This window comes from Mycobacterium sp. 1245852.3, assembly GCF_001669335.1.
Classification (GTDB): Bacteria; Actinomycetota; Actinomycetes; order Mycobacteriales; family Mycobacteriaceae; genus Mycobacterium; species Mycobacterium europaeum_A.
This window is the reverse complement of the sequence record NZ_LZLL01000508.1, coordinates 1-14,808: the sequence shown is the minus strand read 5'-3', so window position 1 is coordinate 14,808 and position 14,808 is coordinate 1. Positions and strand designations below refer to the sequence as shown.

Below are 14,808 nucleotides of genomic sequence, written 5' to 3'. Positions count from 1 at the left end.
GTCAGGCGCTGATGTCGAACCCGGTGATGACCTTGGTCGGACGCAGCCGCACCACTAATTCGCCGGGAACGGCGTTGCGCCTGCCGAATTCGTCGGCGCGGTCGGCGCCCATGTAGCGGCCCCCGGTGCGGGTCGCGATGTCCAGCACGTCCTGCGGATCCTCGCTGACCGTGGCCACGCCCTGCACCTGGACGAACGAATACGGCGGATGAGGGTCGTCGACGCAGATCACCACTCGCGGATCGCGGGCCAGGGCACGGCCTTTCGACGTGTCGCGACCGGTGTTGAACGCCAACTGCCCGTCGTCGACGACGAACCACACCGGGGCGACCAGCGGCCTGCCATCGGCGGCGACGTAGCCCAGCATCCCGGTACGGGTGCCGGTCGAGAGGAACTCGATGACCTTTTCGGTCAGCTCGGCCATGCGTTAGAGGCGGGCCAGGTCGTAGTCGCCGAGGTGGTCGATCAGGTTGTGCAGGTGCTCACCCGAGGTGCCCAGCGTGTGCTCGATCGCGGTGAGCCGGGCGGCATAGTGGCTGACCGGGTATTCCGCGGTCACCCCGATGCCGCCGTGCATCTGGACCGACTCCTGCGCGATGTGCCGTCCCGATCGGCCGACCTGCAGCTTGGCGCGCGAGGCGATCACCGGGTCGATGTTGCCGTCAGCGATCGACATGGCCGCGTACAGGGTCATGCTGCGGGCCAGTTCCAGCGAGACGTACATGTCGGCCGCGCGTTGCGTGAGCGCCTGGAATTTGTTGAGCGTGACGCCGAACTGCTTGCGGGTCTTGAGGTAATCAGTGGTCAGGCGCAGCGATTCCTCCATGGCGCCCAGCGCTTCGGCGCACAACGCGGACTGGATGCGCACGATGGCGTCGCGGATCGCGCCCGACGCGTCGACCGCCTCGCCGAGGGGTTCGGCGGCAGTGGAGTCCAGGTCGATCTGGGCGCCGCGCTGTCCGTCGAACGTCCGGAACGGGTGCCTGGTGACCGATGCCGCATCGACCAGGAACAGGCCGGCGCCGCCGCTCGGCAGGGCGGCGCTGACCACCAGGGTGTCGGCGGCGTCCCCGGCCAGCACCGGGTTCTTCCGACCGCTCAAGGTCCACGAATCACCTTGCTGCGCAGCCTTGGTGCTCAACTCGGCGGACGGATCGCGCTGCCCCGGCTCGAGGTGGGCGAACGCCAGCAGCCGCTGCCCGCCCGCGACCTCGTCGAGCAGTTCCTTCTGCGCGTCGGTGCCCAGCTCGGCGATCAGCGCACCGGGTCCCAGCGCGGCGTGCAGTACCGGTTCGGGGGCGAGGCGGCGCCCGACCTCGTTGAGCACCACCATGATCTCGATCTGGCCGGACTCGTCCGGATCGAATCCGAGGCCGAGGATGCCGGTGTCGGCGAGCTGGCTCCAGACCTCGCGGCTCCAGCCGAGATCGGAGCCGATGATCTTGTTGCGGCTTTCCGGGTCGTAGGTGCGCGACAGCAGGTCGCGCGTGGTGTCGCGGAGCAGGGCCTGCTCGTCGCTCAGCTGAAAGTCCATGACTGCCTCACAATCCCAGAATCGTCGACGCGATGATGTTGCGCTGCACCTCGCTGCTGCCGCCGTAGATCGACGTCTTGCGGTAGTTGAGGTAGTGCGGCGCACTGTGTTGGGCCCAGTCCGGCGAGGCGATGTCTTCGCCGTTGGCCGGCAGCGCGTCTGGCCCGGCCACCTCGACGAGCAGTTCGGTGGCCACCTGCTGCAATTGGCTGCCGCGCAGTTTGAGCACCGACGAGGCCGGATTGGGCTGCCCGTCCGCGGAGTCGGTGACGACCCGCGACTGGGTGAGTTCCAGTGCCAGCAGCTCGTTTTCGGCCTCGGCCAGCCGCGCCGCGAACAGCGGGTCGCCCAGCACTCCGGTGGCCTTGGCGTGTTTCTTCACCTCGGCGAGGCGCACCTTGGTCCGTCCCACCCCGGCGATGCCGGTGCGCTCGTTGCCGAGCAGGAATTTCGCGTACGTCCAGCCCTGATTCTCTTCTCCGACAAGCTGATTGGCGGGAACCCGGACGTCCTCGAAGAAGATTTCGTTGATTTCGTGGCCGCCGTCGATCGTCTTGATGGGTCGCAGGGTGATGCCCGGCGTCTTCATGTCGAAGAGCAAAAAGGAGATGCCGGCCTGCCGCTTGGGCGCTTGCGGGTCGGTGCGGACCAGGCAGAAGATCCAGTCCGCGTACTGGCCGAGCGTGGTCCAGGTCTTCTGGCCGTTGACCACGTAGTCGTCGCCGTCCCGCACCGCGGTGGTGCGCAGCGAGGCCAGATCCGACCCCGCCTCGGGCTCGGAGAAGCCCTGGCACCACCAGATGTCGAGGCTGGCGGTTGGGGGCAGGAAGCGTTGTTTGACTTCCTCCGAACCGAATTCGGCGATCACCGGGCCCACCATCTTGGTGTTGAAGTTCAGCGGCTCGGGGACGCACGCCAGCTGCATCTCGTCGGCCCAGATCTGGTGCTGGGTCGGGGTCCAGTCCTTGCCGCCCCATTCCACCGGCCAGTTCGGTACTGCCAGGCCGTGCTCGTGCAGGATCTTGTGGCTGGTGACGATGTCGTCGTGGTTCACTTCGGCCGAGCCGCGGCGTACCCGCTCGCGCAGCTCCTCGGGAATCTTGGTCGTGTAGATGGTGCGGAGTTCGTCGCGGAACGCGGCTTCCTCGGGCGTGAGCGCCAGTTGCATGGCAGCCTCCTGTCGTTTCGGGGTGACCGTGACGACGCAGCGCCCCGAGCTGTTTTCTGGCGGTGCTGGTCGTTCGCTCGACTTCCATCTTGACCCATCCCTCGCGGGCCCCGTGCACAGCCTCGGGTTAATCCACAGATCGCCGTTGAGCGGTGCCGGTGCGACGGTCCGCGGACCTACCGTCGGCCCATGCGAACAGAACTTCCGGCGGAGCGCCTGCACCGGCGGCTCAACGCCGAACCGGAGACCGATGGCGCGGCCGAGCCCGCGGACGCCGGGTCGGCCTCGCCGCAGGACACCCCGGACGACGACCAGAATTCGCTGTTGCCGCGCTGGCTTCCCGACGCCTCGCAGGACCGCGGCTGGGTGGCCAGGGTGCGCGCCGACCCCGGCCGCGCCGGCGCCATCGGGTTGGCGATCGTGGCGGCGCTGGCGGTGCTGGTCACGGTTTTCACCTTATTGCGCGACCGGCCGGCGCCGGTGATGTCAGCCAAGCTGCCACCGGTGGAGAAGGTGTCGGCCGCCAGGTCGTCGGCCAGCCCGGGTGCCGCGCCACCCGCAAGCCCCGACCGTCCGGTGGTGGTGAGCGTGGTCGGCTTGGTGCACACGCCGGGTTTGGTGACGCTGGCGCCGGGGTCGCGCATCGCCGATGCGCTGCAGGCCGCCGGCGGCGCGGTGAACGGCGCCGACACCATCGGACTGAACATGGCCCGACCGGTCGGTGACGGCGAACAGATCGTGGTCGGCCTCGCTCCCGTGCCGGGCCAGCCGACGGCGCTGGGCAGTTCGGTCGCCACCGCAACGACGCCGACCTCCAAGGCGCCGGCGCCCGGGTCGGGATCGGTCAAGCCGAAGCCGGGCCAGGCGGTCGACCTGAACACCGCGACCGTCGCGGAACTCGACGCTCTGCCCGGCGTGGGGCCGGTCACCGCCGCCGCGATCGTGGCGTGGCGGCAGGCCAACGGCAGATTCACCAGCGTCGACCAGCTCGCCAATGTCGAGGGCATCGGGCCGGCGCGGCTGGAGAAGCTGCGCGCGCTGGTCCGTGTCTGACCCCGGTGCTGCCTCCCGGGCTAGGTGGATCACCGTCGGGGCATGTCGATGTGCGCCTGGTGCCGGCCGCGCTGACCTGCTGGGCGGTGACGGCCGGCGGGATCTGGTGGTCGGCCGGGCGGATCTTCGCCTGGTGCTGCGTCGCGCTGACCGTCGCCGCCGGTGCGTTGGCATGGCGCGCGGCGCGCCGGCCCGGCCGCGCGGCCCGGCTCCGCACGATCAGCGCCGGCCTGGCCGCCGTGGGTGTGGTGGGAGCGGGCTACGGCTTCGCGATCGCGCTGCGCGCCGACGCGGCCGCTCACCACCCGATCACTGCGGCCTTCGGCACCAGCGCCCCGGCTACCGTCACCCCCACCGAGAGCCCGGTGTCGCTGGGCGGCAGCCGGCTGATGTTTCGGGCGACCCTGCAACGCCTGCGCGACGCCGAAATGTCAGGCCTCGTCGTGGTTTTCGCGCGCGCCTCGGACTTCGCCGCGGTGACGGTGGGCCAGCCGGTGCGGTTCACCGCGCGGATCACCCGGCCGACCCGCCGGGACCTGACCGTCGCGGTGCTCAATGCGTCGGGCCCGCCGGCCATGGGCACCGCGAGCGCAGTGCAGTCGGCCGCGCACGGCGTGCGCAGCCGCTTTGCCGCCGCGGTCCGCGCCACGCTGCCCGGCGAGCAGGCGGCGATGCTGCCCGCGCTGGTGCTCGGCGATACCTCGGCGGTGCCAAGCGACACCAACCGCGACTTTCGTGCGGCCGGCATGACGCACCTGATGGCCGTGTCGGGGGCCAACGTGACGATCGTGTGTGCGGCCGTGCTGTTCTCGGCCCGGCTGATCGGCCCGCGGTCGGCCGTCGCGCTTGCCGCGCTGGCGCTGGTGGCCTTCGTCATCGTCGTGCAGCCGACGGCGAGTGTGGTGCGGGCGGCGGTGATGGGTGCCATCGCGCTGACGGGCATGCTGACTTCGCGTCGGCGGCAAGCCATTCCGGCCCTCGCCGCCACCGTGCTGGTGTTGCTGGCGGTCGCCCCCGCGCTGGCCGTGGACGTGGGGTTCGCGCTGTCGGTGCTCGCCACCGCGGCGCTGATCGTCGTCGCGCCGGTCTGGTCGCGGCGCCTGGTCGCCAAGGGATGGCCCAAGCCGCTGGCCGACGCGCTCGCCGTCGCGTGGGCCGCGCAGGTGGTGACCGCGCCGCTGGTGGCGGCGATCTCCGGGCGATTCAGCGTGGTTGCCGCCCTGGCGAACCTCGCGGTGGCCGGTGTGATCGCCCCGATCACGGTGCTGGGCACCGCGGCGGCCGCGCTCTGCGCGATATGGCCGGCCGCCGCGCGGCTGCTGATCCGGTTCACCGGCCCGGAGTTGTGGTGGGTGGACGGCATCGCCCACGCGGCGGCCAACATGCCCGGCGCCACGGTGCCGGTCCCCGAGGGGATGCCCGGCACCCTGATCGTCGGCGGTGTCACGGTGCTGGCGGTGGTGCTGTGGCGGTGGCGACCGTTTCGCGTCGCGGCGGGGGTCGGGGCGCTGGTCGGGCTGGCGTGGGCGCTGTCCGGGTTGGGGTAGGCGGGGTGTCGCGCCGTCGATCCCCGAGCGGCGCGGTCGGTGGGGCGTGACACCATCGTGGGGTGACCGAGATTTCGCCGTTGCACCTGGTCCTGGGAGACGAGGAACTGCTGGTCGAGCGGGCGGTGTCCGACGTGCTGCGGTCGGCGCGCAAACGAGCCGGCACCGACGACGTGCCGGTCAACCGGATGCGGGCGGGCGACGTCAGCACCTATGAGCTCGCCGAGCTGCTGAGTCCGTCGCTGTTCGCCGACGAGCGCATCGTCGTGCTGGAGGCCGCCGGCGAAGCGGGCAAAGACGCTGCCGCGGTGATCGTTTCGGCCGCGAGCGACATGCCGACCGGCGTGGTGCTGGTCGTGGTGCACTCGGGCGGCGGGCGCGCCAAGGCGCTGGCCACCGAGCTGCAATCCCTTGGCGCCGTGGTGCATTCGTGCGCGCGGATCACCAAACTGAGCGAGCGCGTCGATTTTGTCCGCAAGGAGTTTCGCGGCCTGCGGGTCAAGGCCGACGACCAGACGGTGACCGCACTGCTGGATTCGGTCGGTTCCGACCTGCGGGAGTTGGCCTCGGCCTGCTCCCAGTTGGTCGCCGACACCGGCGGGGTGGTCGACGCCGACGCGGTCCGCCGCTATCACAGCGGCAAGGCCGAGGTGAAGGGCTTCGACATCGCGGATAAGGCGGTGACCGGTGACATCGAAGGGGCCGCCGAGGCGTTGCGGTGGGCGATGATGCGCGGTGAGCCGCTGGTGGTGCTGGCGGACGCGCTGGCCGAGGCGATCCACACGATCGGCCGGGTCGGCCCACTGTCGGGGGACCCCTACCGGCTGGCGTCTCAGCTCGGGATGCCGCCCTGGCGGGTGCAGAAGGCGCAGAAGCAGGCGCGGCGTTGGTCGCGTGACTCTGTGGCGACCGCGATGAAGGTGGTGGCCACGCTCAACGCGAACGTGAAGGGAGCGGTGGTGGACGCCGACTACGCCCTGGAATCCGCGGTCAGGCAGGTCGCCGAGCTAGCCGCCCAGCGCGGCCAGTAGAGGGGCGCGTCGGCTGAGTAAAAGCCTTAGATCTTGTTGAGGACCTGCGCCAGGGCCGACTTCTTGTTCGCCGCCTGGTTCTTGTGGATCACGCCCTTGCTGGCGGCCTTGTCCAGCTTGCGGTTGGTCGACACCAGCAACTCGGCGGCCTTCTCCTTGTCGCCGGCGTGGGCCGCCTCGCGGAACGCGCGGACAGCGGTACGCAGCGACGACTTCACCGACTTGTTGCGCAGGCGAGCGCGCTCGTTCGTCTTGTTGCGCTTCTGCTGCGACTTGATGTTGGCCACGCGGGAGTTCCTTCTTCGATTAGACGTATTGTGGGGCGCCGGATATCACCACAGCGATTGCCCAGGTTATCAGTGAGTTACGTTTTCTCCCAAAACGGGAACACGTGGGCTGCCAGAACGTCGACTTGAGGCAGCATCTGAACAGTGAGTCTTACCAACCAGCTTGACCACACCAAGCGGGGTTTTCGCGCTGCGCGCTCTGAGCGCATCTTCGACGGATACAACGCGGCCTCCGACGCCTACGACATGGCGTTCGACGAGATGTTCGATGCCCAGGGCAACGTGCGCGGCCCGTATAAGGGCATCTACGCCGAGCTCGCGCCGTCGGATGCCTCGGAGCTCAAAGCCCGCGCCGAAGCGCTGTCCCGCGCCTTCCTTGACCAGGGCATTACCTTCTCGTTATCGGGCCAGGAGCGGCCGTTTCCGCTGGATCTGGTGCCGCGGGTCATCTCGGCCGCCGAGTGGACGCGCCTGGAGCGCGGCATCACCCAGCGCGTCAAGGCGCTCGAGCTGTACCTCGACGACATCTACGGTGACCAGGAAATATTGAACGACGGGGTGATCCCGCGCCGGCTGATCACGTCGTGCGAGCACTTCCACCGCCAGGCGATGGGCATCGTCCCGCCCAACGGCGTGCGGATCCACGTCGCCGGCATCGACCTGATCCGCGACGACAAGGGCACCTGGCGGGTCCTCGAGGACAACCTGCGGTCGCCGTCGGGTGTGTCCTATGTCATGGAGAACCGGCGCACCATGGCGCGCGTGTTCCCCAACCTATTCGCCAGCCACCGGGTGCGCGCGGTCGATGACTACGCCTCGCACCTGCTGCGGGCGCTGCGCAACTCCGCGGCCACCAACGAGGCCGACCCGACGGTGGTGGTGCTGACCCCGGGCGTCTACAACTCGGCCTATTTCGAGCATTCGCTGCTGGCCCGCCAGATGGGGGTCGAGCTGGTCGAGGGGCGCGACCTGTTCTGCCGCGACAACCAGGTGTACATGCGCACCACCGAGGGGGAGCGCCAGGTCGACGTCATCTATCGGCGCATCGACGACGCCTTCCTGGATCCGCTGCAGTTCCGCGCCGATTCGGTGCTGGGGGTGGCGGGGCTGGTCAACGCCGCCCGTGCGGGCAACGTGTCCATCTCCAGCGCGATCGGCAACGGCGTCGGCGACGACAAACTCGTCTACACCTATGTGCCCACGATGATCGAGTACTACCTCGGGGAGAAGCCGCTGCTGGCCAACGTGGAGACGCTGCGCTGCTGGCTCGACGACGAGCGCGAAGAGGTGCTGGACCGCATCGACGAGCTGGTGCTCAAGCCGGTGGAGGGGTCGGGCGGCTACGGCATCGTGTTCGGGCCGGAGGCCTCGGAGAAAGAGTTGGCGGCCGTCGCCAAGAAGGTGCGCGACGATCCGCGGAGCTGGATCGCGCAGCCGATGATGGAGCTGTCGACGGTGCCGACCCAGATCGGCAACACCCTGGCGCCGCGCTACGTCGACCTGCGGCCGTTCGCGGTCAACGACGGCAACGACGTGTGGGTGCTGCCCGGCGGGCTGAGCCGGGTTGCGCTGGTCGAGGGGTCGCGGGTGGTCAACTCCAGTCAGGGTGGCGGCTCCAAGGACACCTGGGTGCTGGCGTCGCGGGCGTCGGCCGGCGATCACGAGCTCGAGGCGGCGGAGGTGGTGCGCTCGTTGCCCACCTCGATGCCGGACCCGATGCTCGACGACGCCCCGCGGGTGACGTCTCAGCAGGCGCAGCCCACCGAACTGCCCCAGCGCGAGCAGCCCGAGCAACAACAACAGCAAAAGGCGGTGCACGATGTTGGCACGTAACGCCGAGTCGCTCTACTGGATCGGCCGGTACGTCGAACGCGCCGACGACACCGCGCGCATCCTGGACGTGGCGCTGCACCAGTTGCTCGAGGATTCCAGCGTCGACCCCGACCATGCGTCGCGGCTGCTGCTGCGGGTGCTCGGGATCGACCCGCCGAATCACGACCTGGACGTGTGGTCGCTGACCGATCTGGTGGCCTACAGCACCAACACCCAGGGCGGCTGCTCGATCGTCGATGCCATCACCTCGGCGCGCGAGAACGCCAAGTCGGCGCGCGAGGTGACCTCCAGCGAGATCTGGGAATGCCTCAACACCACCTACCACGCCCTGCCCGAACGTGAGCGGGCCGCCAAACGCCTTGGGCCGCACGACTTTCTGTCGTTCATCGAGCGGCGGGCGGCGATGTTCGCCGGCCTGGCCGACTCGACGCTGTCCCGCGACGACGGCTACCGGTTCATGGTGCTGGGCCGGGCCATCGAACGGGTCGACATGACGGTGCGGCTGTTGTTGTCGCGGGTCGGCGACAGCGCCTCGTCCCCGGCGTGGGTGACGCTGTTGCGTTCGGCGGGCGCCCACGACACCTATCTGCGCACCTATCGCGGTGTGCTGGACGCCGGTCGGGTGGTCGAATTCATGTTGTTGGACAGGCTGTTTCCGCGTTCGGTGTTCTATTCGCTGCGGCTGGCCGAACACAATCTCGACGAGCTGGTCCACAACCGGCAGAGCCGGATCGGGGCGACCGCCGAGGCGCAGCGACTGCTCGGGCAGGCCCGCAGCGAATTGGAATTCGTGCAGCCCGGCGTGCTGCTGGAGTCGTTGGAGAGCCGCCTGGCGGGGCTGCAGCGCACCTGCCACGACGTCGGAGAGGCGTTGGCGCTGCAGTACTTCCACGTCACGCCCTGGGTGGCCTGGTCGGACGCGGGCCAGCGCGCCCGGCTGGTCAGCAGGAAAGGGGACGGCTGATGTGGCGACTGCGGGTGGTGCACACCACCGGGTACGCCTACCAATCCCCGGTGACCGCCTCCTACAACGAGGCCCGGTTGACCCCACGGTCGAACAGCCGGCAGAACGTCATCCTCAACCGTGTCGAAACCATCCCGGCGACCCGGTCCTACCGCTACGTCGATTACTGGGGCACCGCGGTCACCGCGTTCGACCTGCACGCCCCGCACACCGATCTCACGGTGATGTCGACGTCGGTCGTGGAAACCGAGCGGGCCGAGCCACTCTCGGCGGAGGCGGGCTGGAGCGACCTGCAGTCCGAGGCCGTGATCGATCGCTACGACGACCTGCTTCGCCCCACTCAGCACGCCCCGGCCAGCAAGCGGGTGGCGTCGGTCGGTAAGAAGATCAGCAAGACCCACAAGCCGGCCGAAGCCGTTGTAGCCGCGGCCAATTGGGTGCGCGAAGAACTGGAATACCTGCCGGGCACCACCAGCGTGCACTCGTCCGGCCTGGACGCGCTCAAAGCGGGCAAGGGCGTGTGCCAGGACTTCGTGCATTTGTCGCTGATGTTGTTGCGCAGCATGGGGATTCCGGCGCACTACGTCTCGGGCTACCTGCACCCCAGGCGCGACGCCGTCGTCGGCGACACCGTCGACGGCCGAAGCCACGCCTGGATTGAGGCGTGGACGGGTGCCTGGTGGAGCTATGACCCCACCAACGACACCGAGATCACCGAGCAGTACGTCGGCGTGGGCGTGGGCCGCGACTACGCCGACGTCTCCCCGCTGAAGGGCATCTACTCCGGGGAGGGCGCCACCGACCTCGACGTGATCGTCGAGGTGACCCGGCTGGCCTAGCCCGGGGCGGGGTTCGTCGCCGCAGGGATACCGTTGCAGGAATGAACGATCCGGCCGAAGGCGCGCCGCGCCGCGATAAGAGCCGGCCCGGCTCGCCCCTGGCGGCGCTGGCCCTGCTCAGCATCGCGCTGCTAGTCGGCGGCATCGCCATCGGCGTCGCGGTGGGCGGCGTCATGCCGTTGCCCTACGGCCCGGCGGGCGCCGTCACCGCCTACGTTCGCGCCCAGCCGACCGCCGTGCGCATCATCGCCGTCGCGACGTTCGCGTCCTCGGTGCCGCTGGCGATCTACGGGGCAAGCGCCGGCGCCCGGCTGAGCCGACTCGGGGCCGGATCCGGCGCGGTCACGTTGAGTGGCGGCGTCTTGGCCGCCGGTGCGCTCGGCCTGGCGGGGTTGCTGGGTTGGGCGTTGTCGATACCGGATGTCGCCGCGAACGCGGCGGTGGTCCGGGCGCTCTACTTGTTGGTCTTTCTCACCGGCGGCCCGGGGCACATCGTGGCGCTGGGCCTGCTGGTCGGCGGGATCGCGGTGCCCGGCCTCACCCGCGCGTTGATGCCCGGACCGGTCGCGCGGCTCGGTCTGGCCACGGCCATCCTCGCCGAATTGGCGACGGCGGTGCTGATCTGGCCGGCGCTGGGCGTCATCCTGCCGATCGCCCGGGTGCTGGCGCTGACCTGGCTGATGGTGGCTGGCGTTGCCCTAACCCATGCGGCGCAACGAGATTCGGCCGCCGGGCGAGCGGCCGCGGGCGGCCATCACGCGGACGCATCGACCTGAACGCGGTGCAGGTCGTCACCGAGTTCGACCCGCCCACCGAACCGCGTGGCCGCCAGGGCCCGCCACTGCTCCTCCTGGCCGGGCACCAGCGCGGGCACGTAGTGCGTCATGACCAGGGTGTCCACCCCCGCGCGCGCCGCGGTCGCCGCCGCCTCCTCCACCGAAGAGTGGTAGTCGCAGATGTCCTGCAGCCGCTGCTGCGGGATGGTGGCGACGATGTCCTTGCGGATCACGGTGTGCACCAGCGCACCCGCCCCTGCCGCCAGGTCGTCCAGGCCCGCGCACGGGACGGTGTCGCCGGCGAGCACCACCGAGGCGCCCTGGTAGTCGATGCGAAAGCCGATGGTCGGCGCCACCGGACGGTGATCGGTCGGGGCGACCCGGATGGCCACGCCGTCGCGGTCCCAGACGGTTCCCTCGGTGTATTCGTGCACGTCCACCGCCGGCGGCGAGTTGATGTCGGCGTGATGGGCGATCCGGTAGCCGATGTCGTGGCGGAACGCGTTCAGCGTCGCCGCGACCGCCTCGGCGGTGCCGGGCGGACCGATTATCGGCAGCGGCGCGGGGTCGGGCGTGAAGGTGCTGATCCACCGGGTGATGAGGACGTCGCCCAGGTCGCCGATGTGATCGCTGTGCAGGTGGGTCAGCAGCAACGCCGACAATCCGGCGGCGCCCACCCCGACCGCGGCCGCGCGCTGCAGCACGCCGCGCCCGCAGTCCACCAGGAACACCTGCCCGCCGGCCCGCACCAGAGTTGACGGCCCGGCGCGGTTCGGATCGGGGATGGGGCTTCCGGTTCCCAGCAGGGTGACCTCGATCATGTCCTTATCTTGCAAGCCCGCGGCTCCCGCAGTGGTCCAATCGCGCGATCCGCGCGGCCTGCACCGCTAGGACACGATCTGTTTGCAGCTTCTCTTAGTGGCTTTTGCGCCGCGCGAGGAAGCCGTAGCCTGATGTGAAGCGGATCACAACCCGGCTGGAGGCCCCGATGCGGATAGCGGACGTCTTGCGGAACAAGGGCGCGGCGGTGGTGACCATCAACCCCGACGCGACGGTTCGCGAGCTGCTTGCGGGGCTGAGCGACCAGAACATCGGCGCCATGGTGGTGGTCGGTGACGAGGGTGTGGTCGGCATCGTGTCGGAGCGCGACGTCGTGCGTCAGCTGCATACGCACGGCGCCAGTGTGCTGTCTCGCCCGGTGTCCAAGATCATGACGTCCATGCTGGCGACCTGCACCAAGACCGACGAGGTCGACGCGATCAGCGTGTTGATGACCAAGAACCGGGTGCGGCACGTGCCGGTGCTCGACGGCAAGAAGCTGATCGGGATCGTCAGCATCGGTGACGTGGTGAAGAGCCGACTGGAAGAACTCGAGGCCGAGCAGCAGCAGCTGCATTCCTACATCACCCAGGGCTGATCGCCCGACTCCGCTCGCCGAACGTGCACTCACGGCGAGAATTGTGCGTTTTCTCGCCCTGAGTTCACGCTCGGCGCAGCACCGGTGCGTTCAGCGCCAGGAGTAGTCGGCGCGCAGGCGGGCGGCCACCACGTCGAAGATCTCGCGATCCAGGATGGCGCCCTCGCGGCGGATGCCCTCCTCGGGCACGTCGAGCACCCGGTCCAGCCGGACCCAGCTCTGCCTGCCCTCGTAATCCCAAGGGCCGGAACCGATTCCAACCCAGTTCGGGTCGGCGGCGTGGCGCTCCTGGCTGGACACCATCAACCCCAGCAGGACGCTGCGGTCCCGGCCCACGACCAGGACGGGCCGGTCCTTGCCCCGGGTGGGGTCGTCCTCGTAGACCACCCACGTCCAGACGATCTCACCGGGATCGGCCCGGCCGTCCAGGCTCGGCGCGTACACCAGCTTGCGGGCGCGCTGCGCGGTCGGGAGGCTGCCGCTGGTCACCGGCCGGCCGGTGACGGGCGCGTCGGGAGGTGGTGGCGCCACCGCGGCGATGACGTTCGCCGTGATCTTCACGGCCTGCTGCAGTTCGCGCAGCACGGTCTGGGAATTCTGCACGGTCCGGACCAGGCGCGGAGCGCCGTTGAACACCAGATTCTCCGCGAACCGCTGAAACGTCTTCCACTGGGATTTCCGGGGAGACGACATATTCGCAGCATAGACGCGAGCGGCGGGGTGCGACTGTGTCCAAGTAGGTCCCGGCGGCCCTGTCTGGATACGCTGGACATACCCGCGAACCGCGCCGGAAACGGCCGCAAAGCGCCCCGTCTAGTTGCACGCACCAGGAGATTCCCATCAGCAGTTTCGCCGACAAGACCTTCACCGCGCCGGCGCAGATTCGGAACTTCTGCATCATCGCCCACATCGACCACGGAAAGTCCACGCTGGCCGACCGGATGCTCCAGCTCACCGGTGTCGTCGACGAGCGGTCCATGCGCGCGCAGTACCTGGACCGGATGGACATCGAGCGCGAGCGCGGCATCACCATCAAGGCCCAAAACGTGCGCCTGCCGTGGAAAGTCGGTGACACCCAGTACGTGCTGCACCTGATCGACACCCCGGGCCACGTCGACTTCACCTACGAGGTGTCGCGCGCGCTGGAGGCGTGCGAGGGCGCGGTGCTGCTGGTGGACGCCGCCCAAGGCATCGAGGCGCAGACCCTGGCCAACCTCTACCTGGCGCTCGACCGCGACCTGCACATCATCCCGGTGCTGAACAAGATCGACCTGCCCGCCGCGGACCCGGACCGCTACGCCGCCGAGATCGCGCACATCATCGGCTGCGAGCCGGGCGACGTGCTGCGGGTTTCCGGCAAGACCGGAGCCGGCGTCGCCGACCTCCTCGATCACGTGGTGCGCGAGGTGCCGCCCCCGCAGGGCCAGGCCGACGCGCCGCTGCGGGCGATGATCTTCGACTCGGTCTACGACATCTACCGCGGCGTGGTGACCTACGTGCGGGTGGTCGACGGCAAGATCACCCCTCGCGAACGCATCGCGATGATGTCCACCGGCGCCACCCACGAACTGCTCGAGGTCGGCATCGTCTCGCCCGAACCGAAGGCCAGCGACGGCCTGGGCGTGGGCGAGGTGGGCTACCTGATCACCGGCGTCAAGGACGTCCGCCAATCCAAGGTGGGGGACACGGTGACGACGGCACGCCACAGCGCCGCCGAGGCGCTGACCGGATATCGCGAGCCCAAGCCGATGGTCTACTCGGGTCTGTATCCCGTGGACGGCTCCGACTACCCGGATCTGCGCGACGCCCTGGACAGACTGCAACTCAACGATGCGGCCCTGACCTACGAGCCGGAGACGTCGGTGGCCCTGGGCTTCGGATTCCGTTGCGGCTTCTTGGGTTTGCTGCACATGGAGATCACCCGCGAACGGCTGGAGCGCGAGTTCAACCTGGACCTGATCTCGACGTCGCCCAACGTCGTCTACCGGGTGGTTAAGGAGGACAACACCGAGATCCGGGTGACCAACCCGTCGGACTGGCCGGAAGGCAAGATCCGCGAGGTCTACGAGCCGGTGGTCAAGACCACCATCATCGCGCCCAGTGAATTCATCGGCACCATCATGGAACTGTGTCAGTCGCGCCGCGGCGAGCTCGGCGGCATGGACTACCTGTCACCCGAACGCGTCGAGCTGCGCTACACCATGCCGCTGGGCGAGATCATCTTCGACTTCTTCGATTCGCTGAAGTCACGCACCCGCGGCTACGCCAGCCTCGACTACGAGGAGGCCGGCGAGCAGGAGGCCCAACTGGTCAAGGTCGACATCCTGTTGCAGGGCGAGGCGGTCGACGCGTTCAGCGC

15 protein-coding genes are annotated in these 14,808 nt (G+C 69.2%); 9 read left to right on the top strand and 6 right to left on the bottom strand.

Annotated elements, in window-relative coordinates:
* Position 1: 1 nt before the first annotated feature.
* From A9W96_RS22795 to A9W96_RS22785, 3 genes are read right to left on the bottom strand one after another with little or no spacing between them, the layout of a single operon-like run.
* Positions 2–424 (bottom strand): PPOX class F420-dependent oxidoreductase, encoded by a 423-nt coding sequence (locus tag A9W96_RS22795; RefSeq protein WP_066880991.1) that lies wholly within the window; start codon positions 422–424, stop codon positions 2–4.
* A 3-nt stretch (positions 425–427) separates the two neighbouring features.
* On the bottom strand, positions 428–1,534 hold the full coding sequence (locus tag A9W96_RS22790) for an acyl-CoA dehydrogenase family protein (RefSeq protein ID WP_066867127.1): 1,107 nt from the start codon (positions 1,532–1,534) through the stop codon (positions 428–430).
* A gap of 7 nt (positions 1,535–1,541) precedes the next feature.
* Positions 1,542–2,702 carry an acyl-CoA dehydrogenase family protein gene (locus A9W96_RS22785; protein WP_067143266.1) on the bottom strand — a complete coding sequence of 387 codons (1,161 nt, stop codon included), beginning with the start codon at positions 2,700–2,702 and terminating at the stop codon, positions 1,542–1,544.
* Between the two features lie 189 nt (positions 2,703–2,891).
* On the opposite strand from A9W96_RS22785, the gene A9W96_RS22780 reads away from it, so the two are divergent.
* The 3 genes from A9W96_RS22780 to holA all read left to right on the top strand — a co-directional run bounded on the left by A9W96_RS22780 (position 2,892) and on the right by holA (position 6,333).
* On the top strand, positions 2,892–3,755 hold the full coding sequence (locus tag A9W96_RS22780) for a ComEA family DNA-binding protein (protein ID WP_067143263.1): 864 nt from the start codon (positions 2,892–2,894) through the stop codon (positions 3,753–3,755).
* Between the two features lie 50 nt (positions 3,756–3,805).
* Positions 3,806–5,302: a ComEC/Rec2 family competence protein gene (locus A9W96_RS22775; RefSeq protein ID WP_067143260.1), complete on the top strand. Its 1,497-nt coding sequence runs from the start codon at positions 3,806–3,808 to the stop codon at positions 5,300–5,302.
* 62 nt (positions 5,303–5,364) lie between these two features.
* Positions 5,365–6,333 carry a DNA polymerase III subunit delta gene (gene holA, locus A9W96_RS22770; RefSeq protein ID WP_066862704.1) on the top strand — a complete coding sequence of 323 codons (969 nt, stop codon included), beginning with the start codon at positions 5,365–5,367 and terminating at the stop codon, positions 6,331–6,333.
* A 26-nt stretch (positions 6,334–6,359) separates the two neighbouring features.
* Here the strand turns inward: holA and rpsT are convergent, their stop codons facing one another.
* Complete coding sequence (gene rpsT, locus A9W96_RS22765) at positions 6,360–6,620, bottom strand: 30S ribosomal protein S20 (RefSeq protein WP_066862701.1); 261 nt, start codon at positions 6,618–6,620, stop codon at positions 6,360–6,362.
* 144 nt (positions 6,621–6,764) lie between these two features.
* Between rpsT and A9W96_RS22760 the strand changes: the two genes are divergently transcribed.
* Genes A9W96_RS22760 through A9W96_RS22745 form a run of 4 tightly spaced genes read left to right on the top strand, consistent with a single transcriptional unit; the run spans position 6,765 to position 11,032 of the window.
* Positions 6,765–8,453, top strand: a complete 1,689-nt coding sequence (locus A9W96_RS22760) for a circularly permuted type 2 ATP-grasp protein (RefSeq protein ID WP_067143257.1) — start codon at positions 6,765–6,767, stop codon at positions 8,451–8,453.
* Positions 8,440–9,417 carry an alpha-E domain-containing protein gene (locus A9W96_RS22755; protein WP_066862695.1) on the top strand — a complete coding sequence of 326 codons (978 nt, stop codon included), beginning with the start codon at positions 8,440–8,442 and terminating at the stop codon, positions 9,415–9,417. The genes A9W96_RS22760 and A9W96_RS22755 overlap by 14 nt, the downstream gene beginning before the upstream one ends.
* Entirely contained in the window at positions 9,417–10,256 is an 840-nt protein-coding gene (locus A9W96_RS22750; protein ID WP_066862692.1) for a transglutaminase family protein, read from the top strand. The genes A9W96_RS22755 and A9W96_RS22750 overlap by 1 nt, the downstream gene beginning before the upstream one ends.
* A gap of 41 nt (positions 10,257–10,297) precedes the next feature.
* Positions 10,298–11,032, top strand: a complete 735-nt coding sequence (locus tag A9W96_RS22745) for a hypothetical protein (RefSeq protein ID WP_067143252.1) — start codon at positions 10,298–10,300, stop codon at positions 11,030–11,032.
* Here the strand turns inward: A9W96_RS22745 and A9W96_RS22740 are convergent.
* Positions 11,011–11,853: a ribonuclease Z gene (locus A9W96_RS22740; protein WP_067143299.1), complete on the bottom strand. Its 843-nt coding sequence runs from the start codon at positions 11,851–11,853 to the stop codon at positions 11,011–11,013. The genes A9W96_RS22745 and A9W96_RS22740 overlap by 22 nt on opposite strands.
* 167 nt (positions 11,854–12,020) lie before the next feature.
* Here A9W96_RS22740 and A9W96_RS22735 point away from each other — a divergent pair, with 167 nt between their 5' ends.
* The gene (locus tag A9W96_RS22735; protein WP_066862712.1) at positions 12,021–12,449 is read left to right on the top strand and encodes a CBS domain-containing protein; all 429 of its coding nucleotides are present in this window, start codon (positions 12,021–12,023) and stop codon (positions 12,447–12,449) included.
* A 90-nt stretch (positions 12,450–12,539) separates the two neighbouring features.
* Here the strand turns inward: A9W96_RS22735 and A9W96_RS22730 are convergent, their stop codons facing one another.
* Positions 12,540–13,142 (bottom strand): type II toxin-antitoxin system PemK/MazF family toxin, encoded by a 603-nt coding sequence (locus A9W96_RS22730; RefSeq protein WP_067143251.1) that lies wholly within the window; start codon positions 13,140–13,142, stop codon positions 12,540–12,542.
* Between the two features lie 140 nt (positions 13,143–13,282).
* Here A9W96_RS22730 and lepA point away from each other — a divergent pair.
* Positions 13,283–14,808, top strand: a 1,526-nt coding sequence (lepA, locus tag A9W96_RS22725) for a translation elongation factor 4 (RefSeq protein WP_082972550.1), incomplete at its 3' end; no start/stop codon positions are given.

Excerpts from the sequence above, each read along its gene's own strand:
- A9W96_RS22795 (WP_066880991.1), bottom strand. The coding sequence starts at position 424 with ATGGCCGAGCTGACCGAAAAGGTCATCGAGTTCCTCTCGACCGGCACC.
- A9W96_RS22790 (WP_066867127.1), bottom strand. The coding sequence starts at position 1,534 with ATGGACTTTCAGCTGAGCGACGAGCAGGCCCTGCTCCGCGACACCACG.
- A9W96_RS22785 (WP_067143266.1), bottom strand. The coding sequence starts at position 2,702 with ATGCAACTGGCGCTCACGCCCGAGGAAGCCGCGTTCCGCGACGAACTC.
- A9W96_RS22780 (WP_067143263.1), top strand. The coding sequence starts at position 2,892 with ATGCGAACAGAACTTCCGGCGGAGCGCCTGCACCGGCGGCTCAACGCC.
- A9W96_RS22755 (WP_066862695.1), top strand. The coding sequence starts at position 8,440 with ATGTTGGCACGTAACGCCGAGTCGCTCTACTGGATCGGCCGGTACGTC.
- A9W96_RS22750 (WP_066862692.1), top strand. The coding sequence starts at position 9,417 with ATGTGGCGACTGCGGGTGGTGCACACCACCGGGTACGCCTACCAATCC.
- A9W96_RS22745 (WP_067143252.1), top strand. The coding sequence starts at position 10,298 with ATGAACGATCCGGCCGAAGGCGCGCCGCGCCGCGATAAGAGCCGGCCC.
- A9W96_RS22740 (WP_067143299.1), bottom strand. The coding sequence starts at position 11,853 with ATGATCGAGGTCACCCTGCTGGGAACCGGAAGCCCCATCCCCGATCCG.
- A9W96_RS22735 (WP_066862712.1), top strand. The coding sequence starts at position 12,021 with ATGCGGATAGCGGACGTCTTGCGGAACAAGGGCGCGGCGGTGGTGACC.
- A9W96_RS22730 (WP_067143251.1), bottom strand. The coding sequence starts at position 13,142 with ATGTCGTCTCCCCGGAAATCCCAGTGGAAGACGTTTCAGCGGTTCGCG.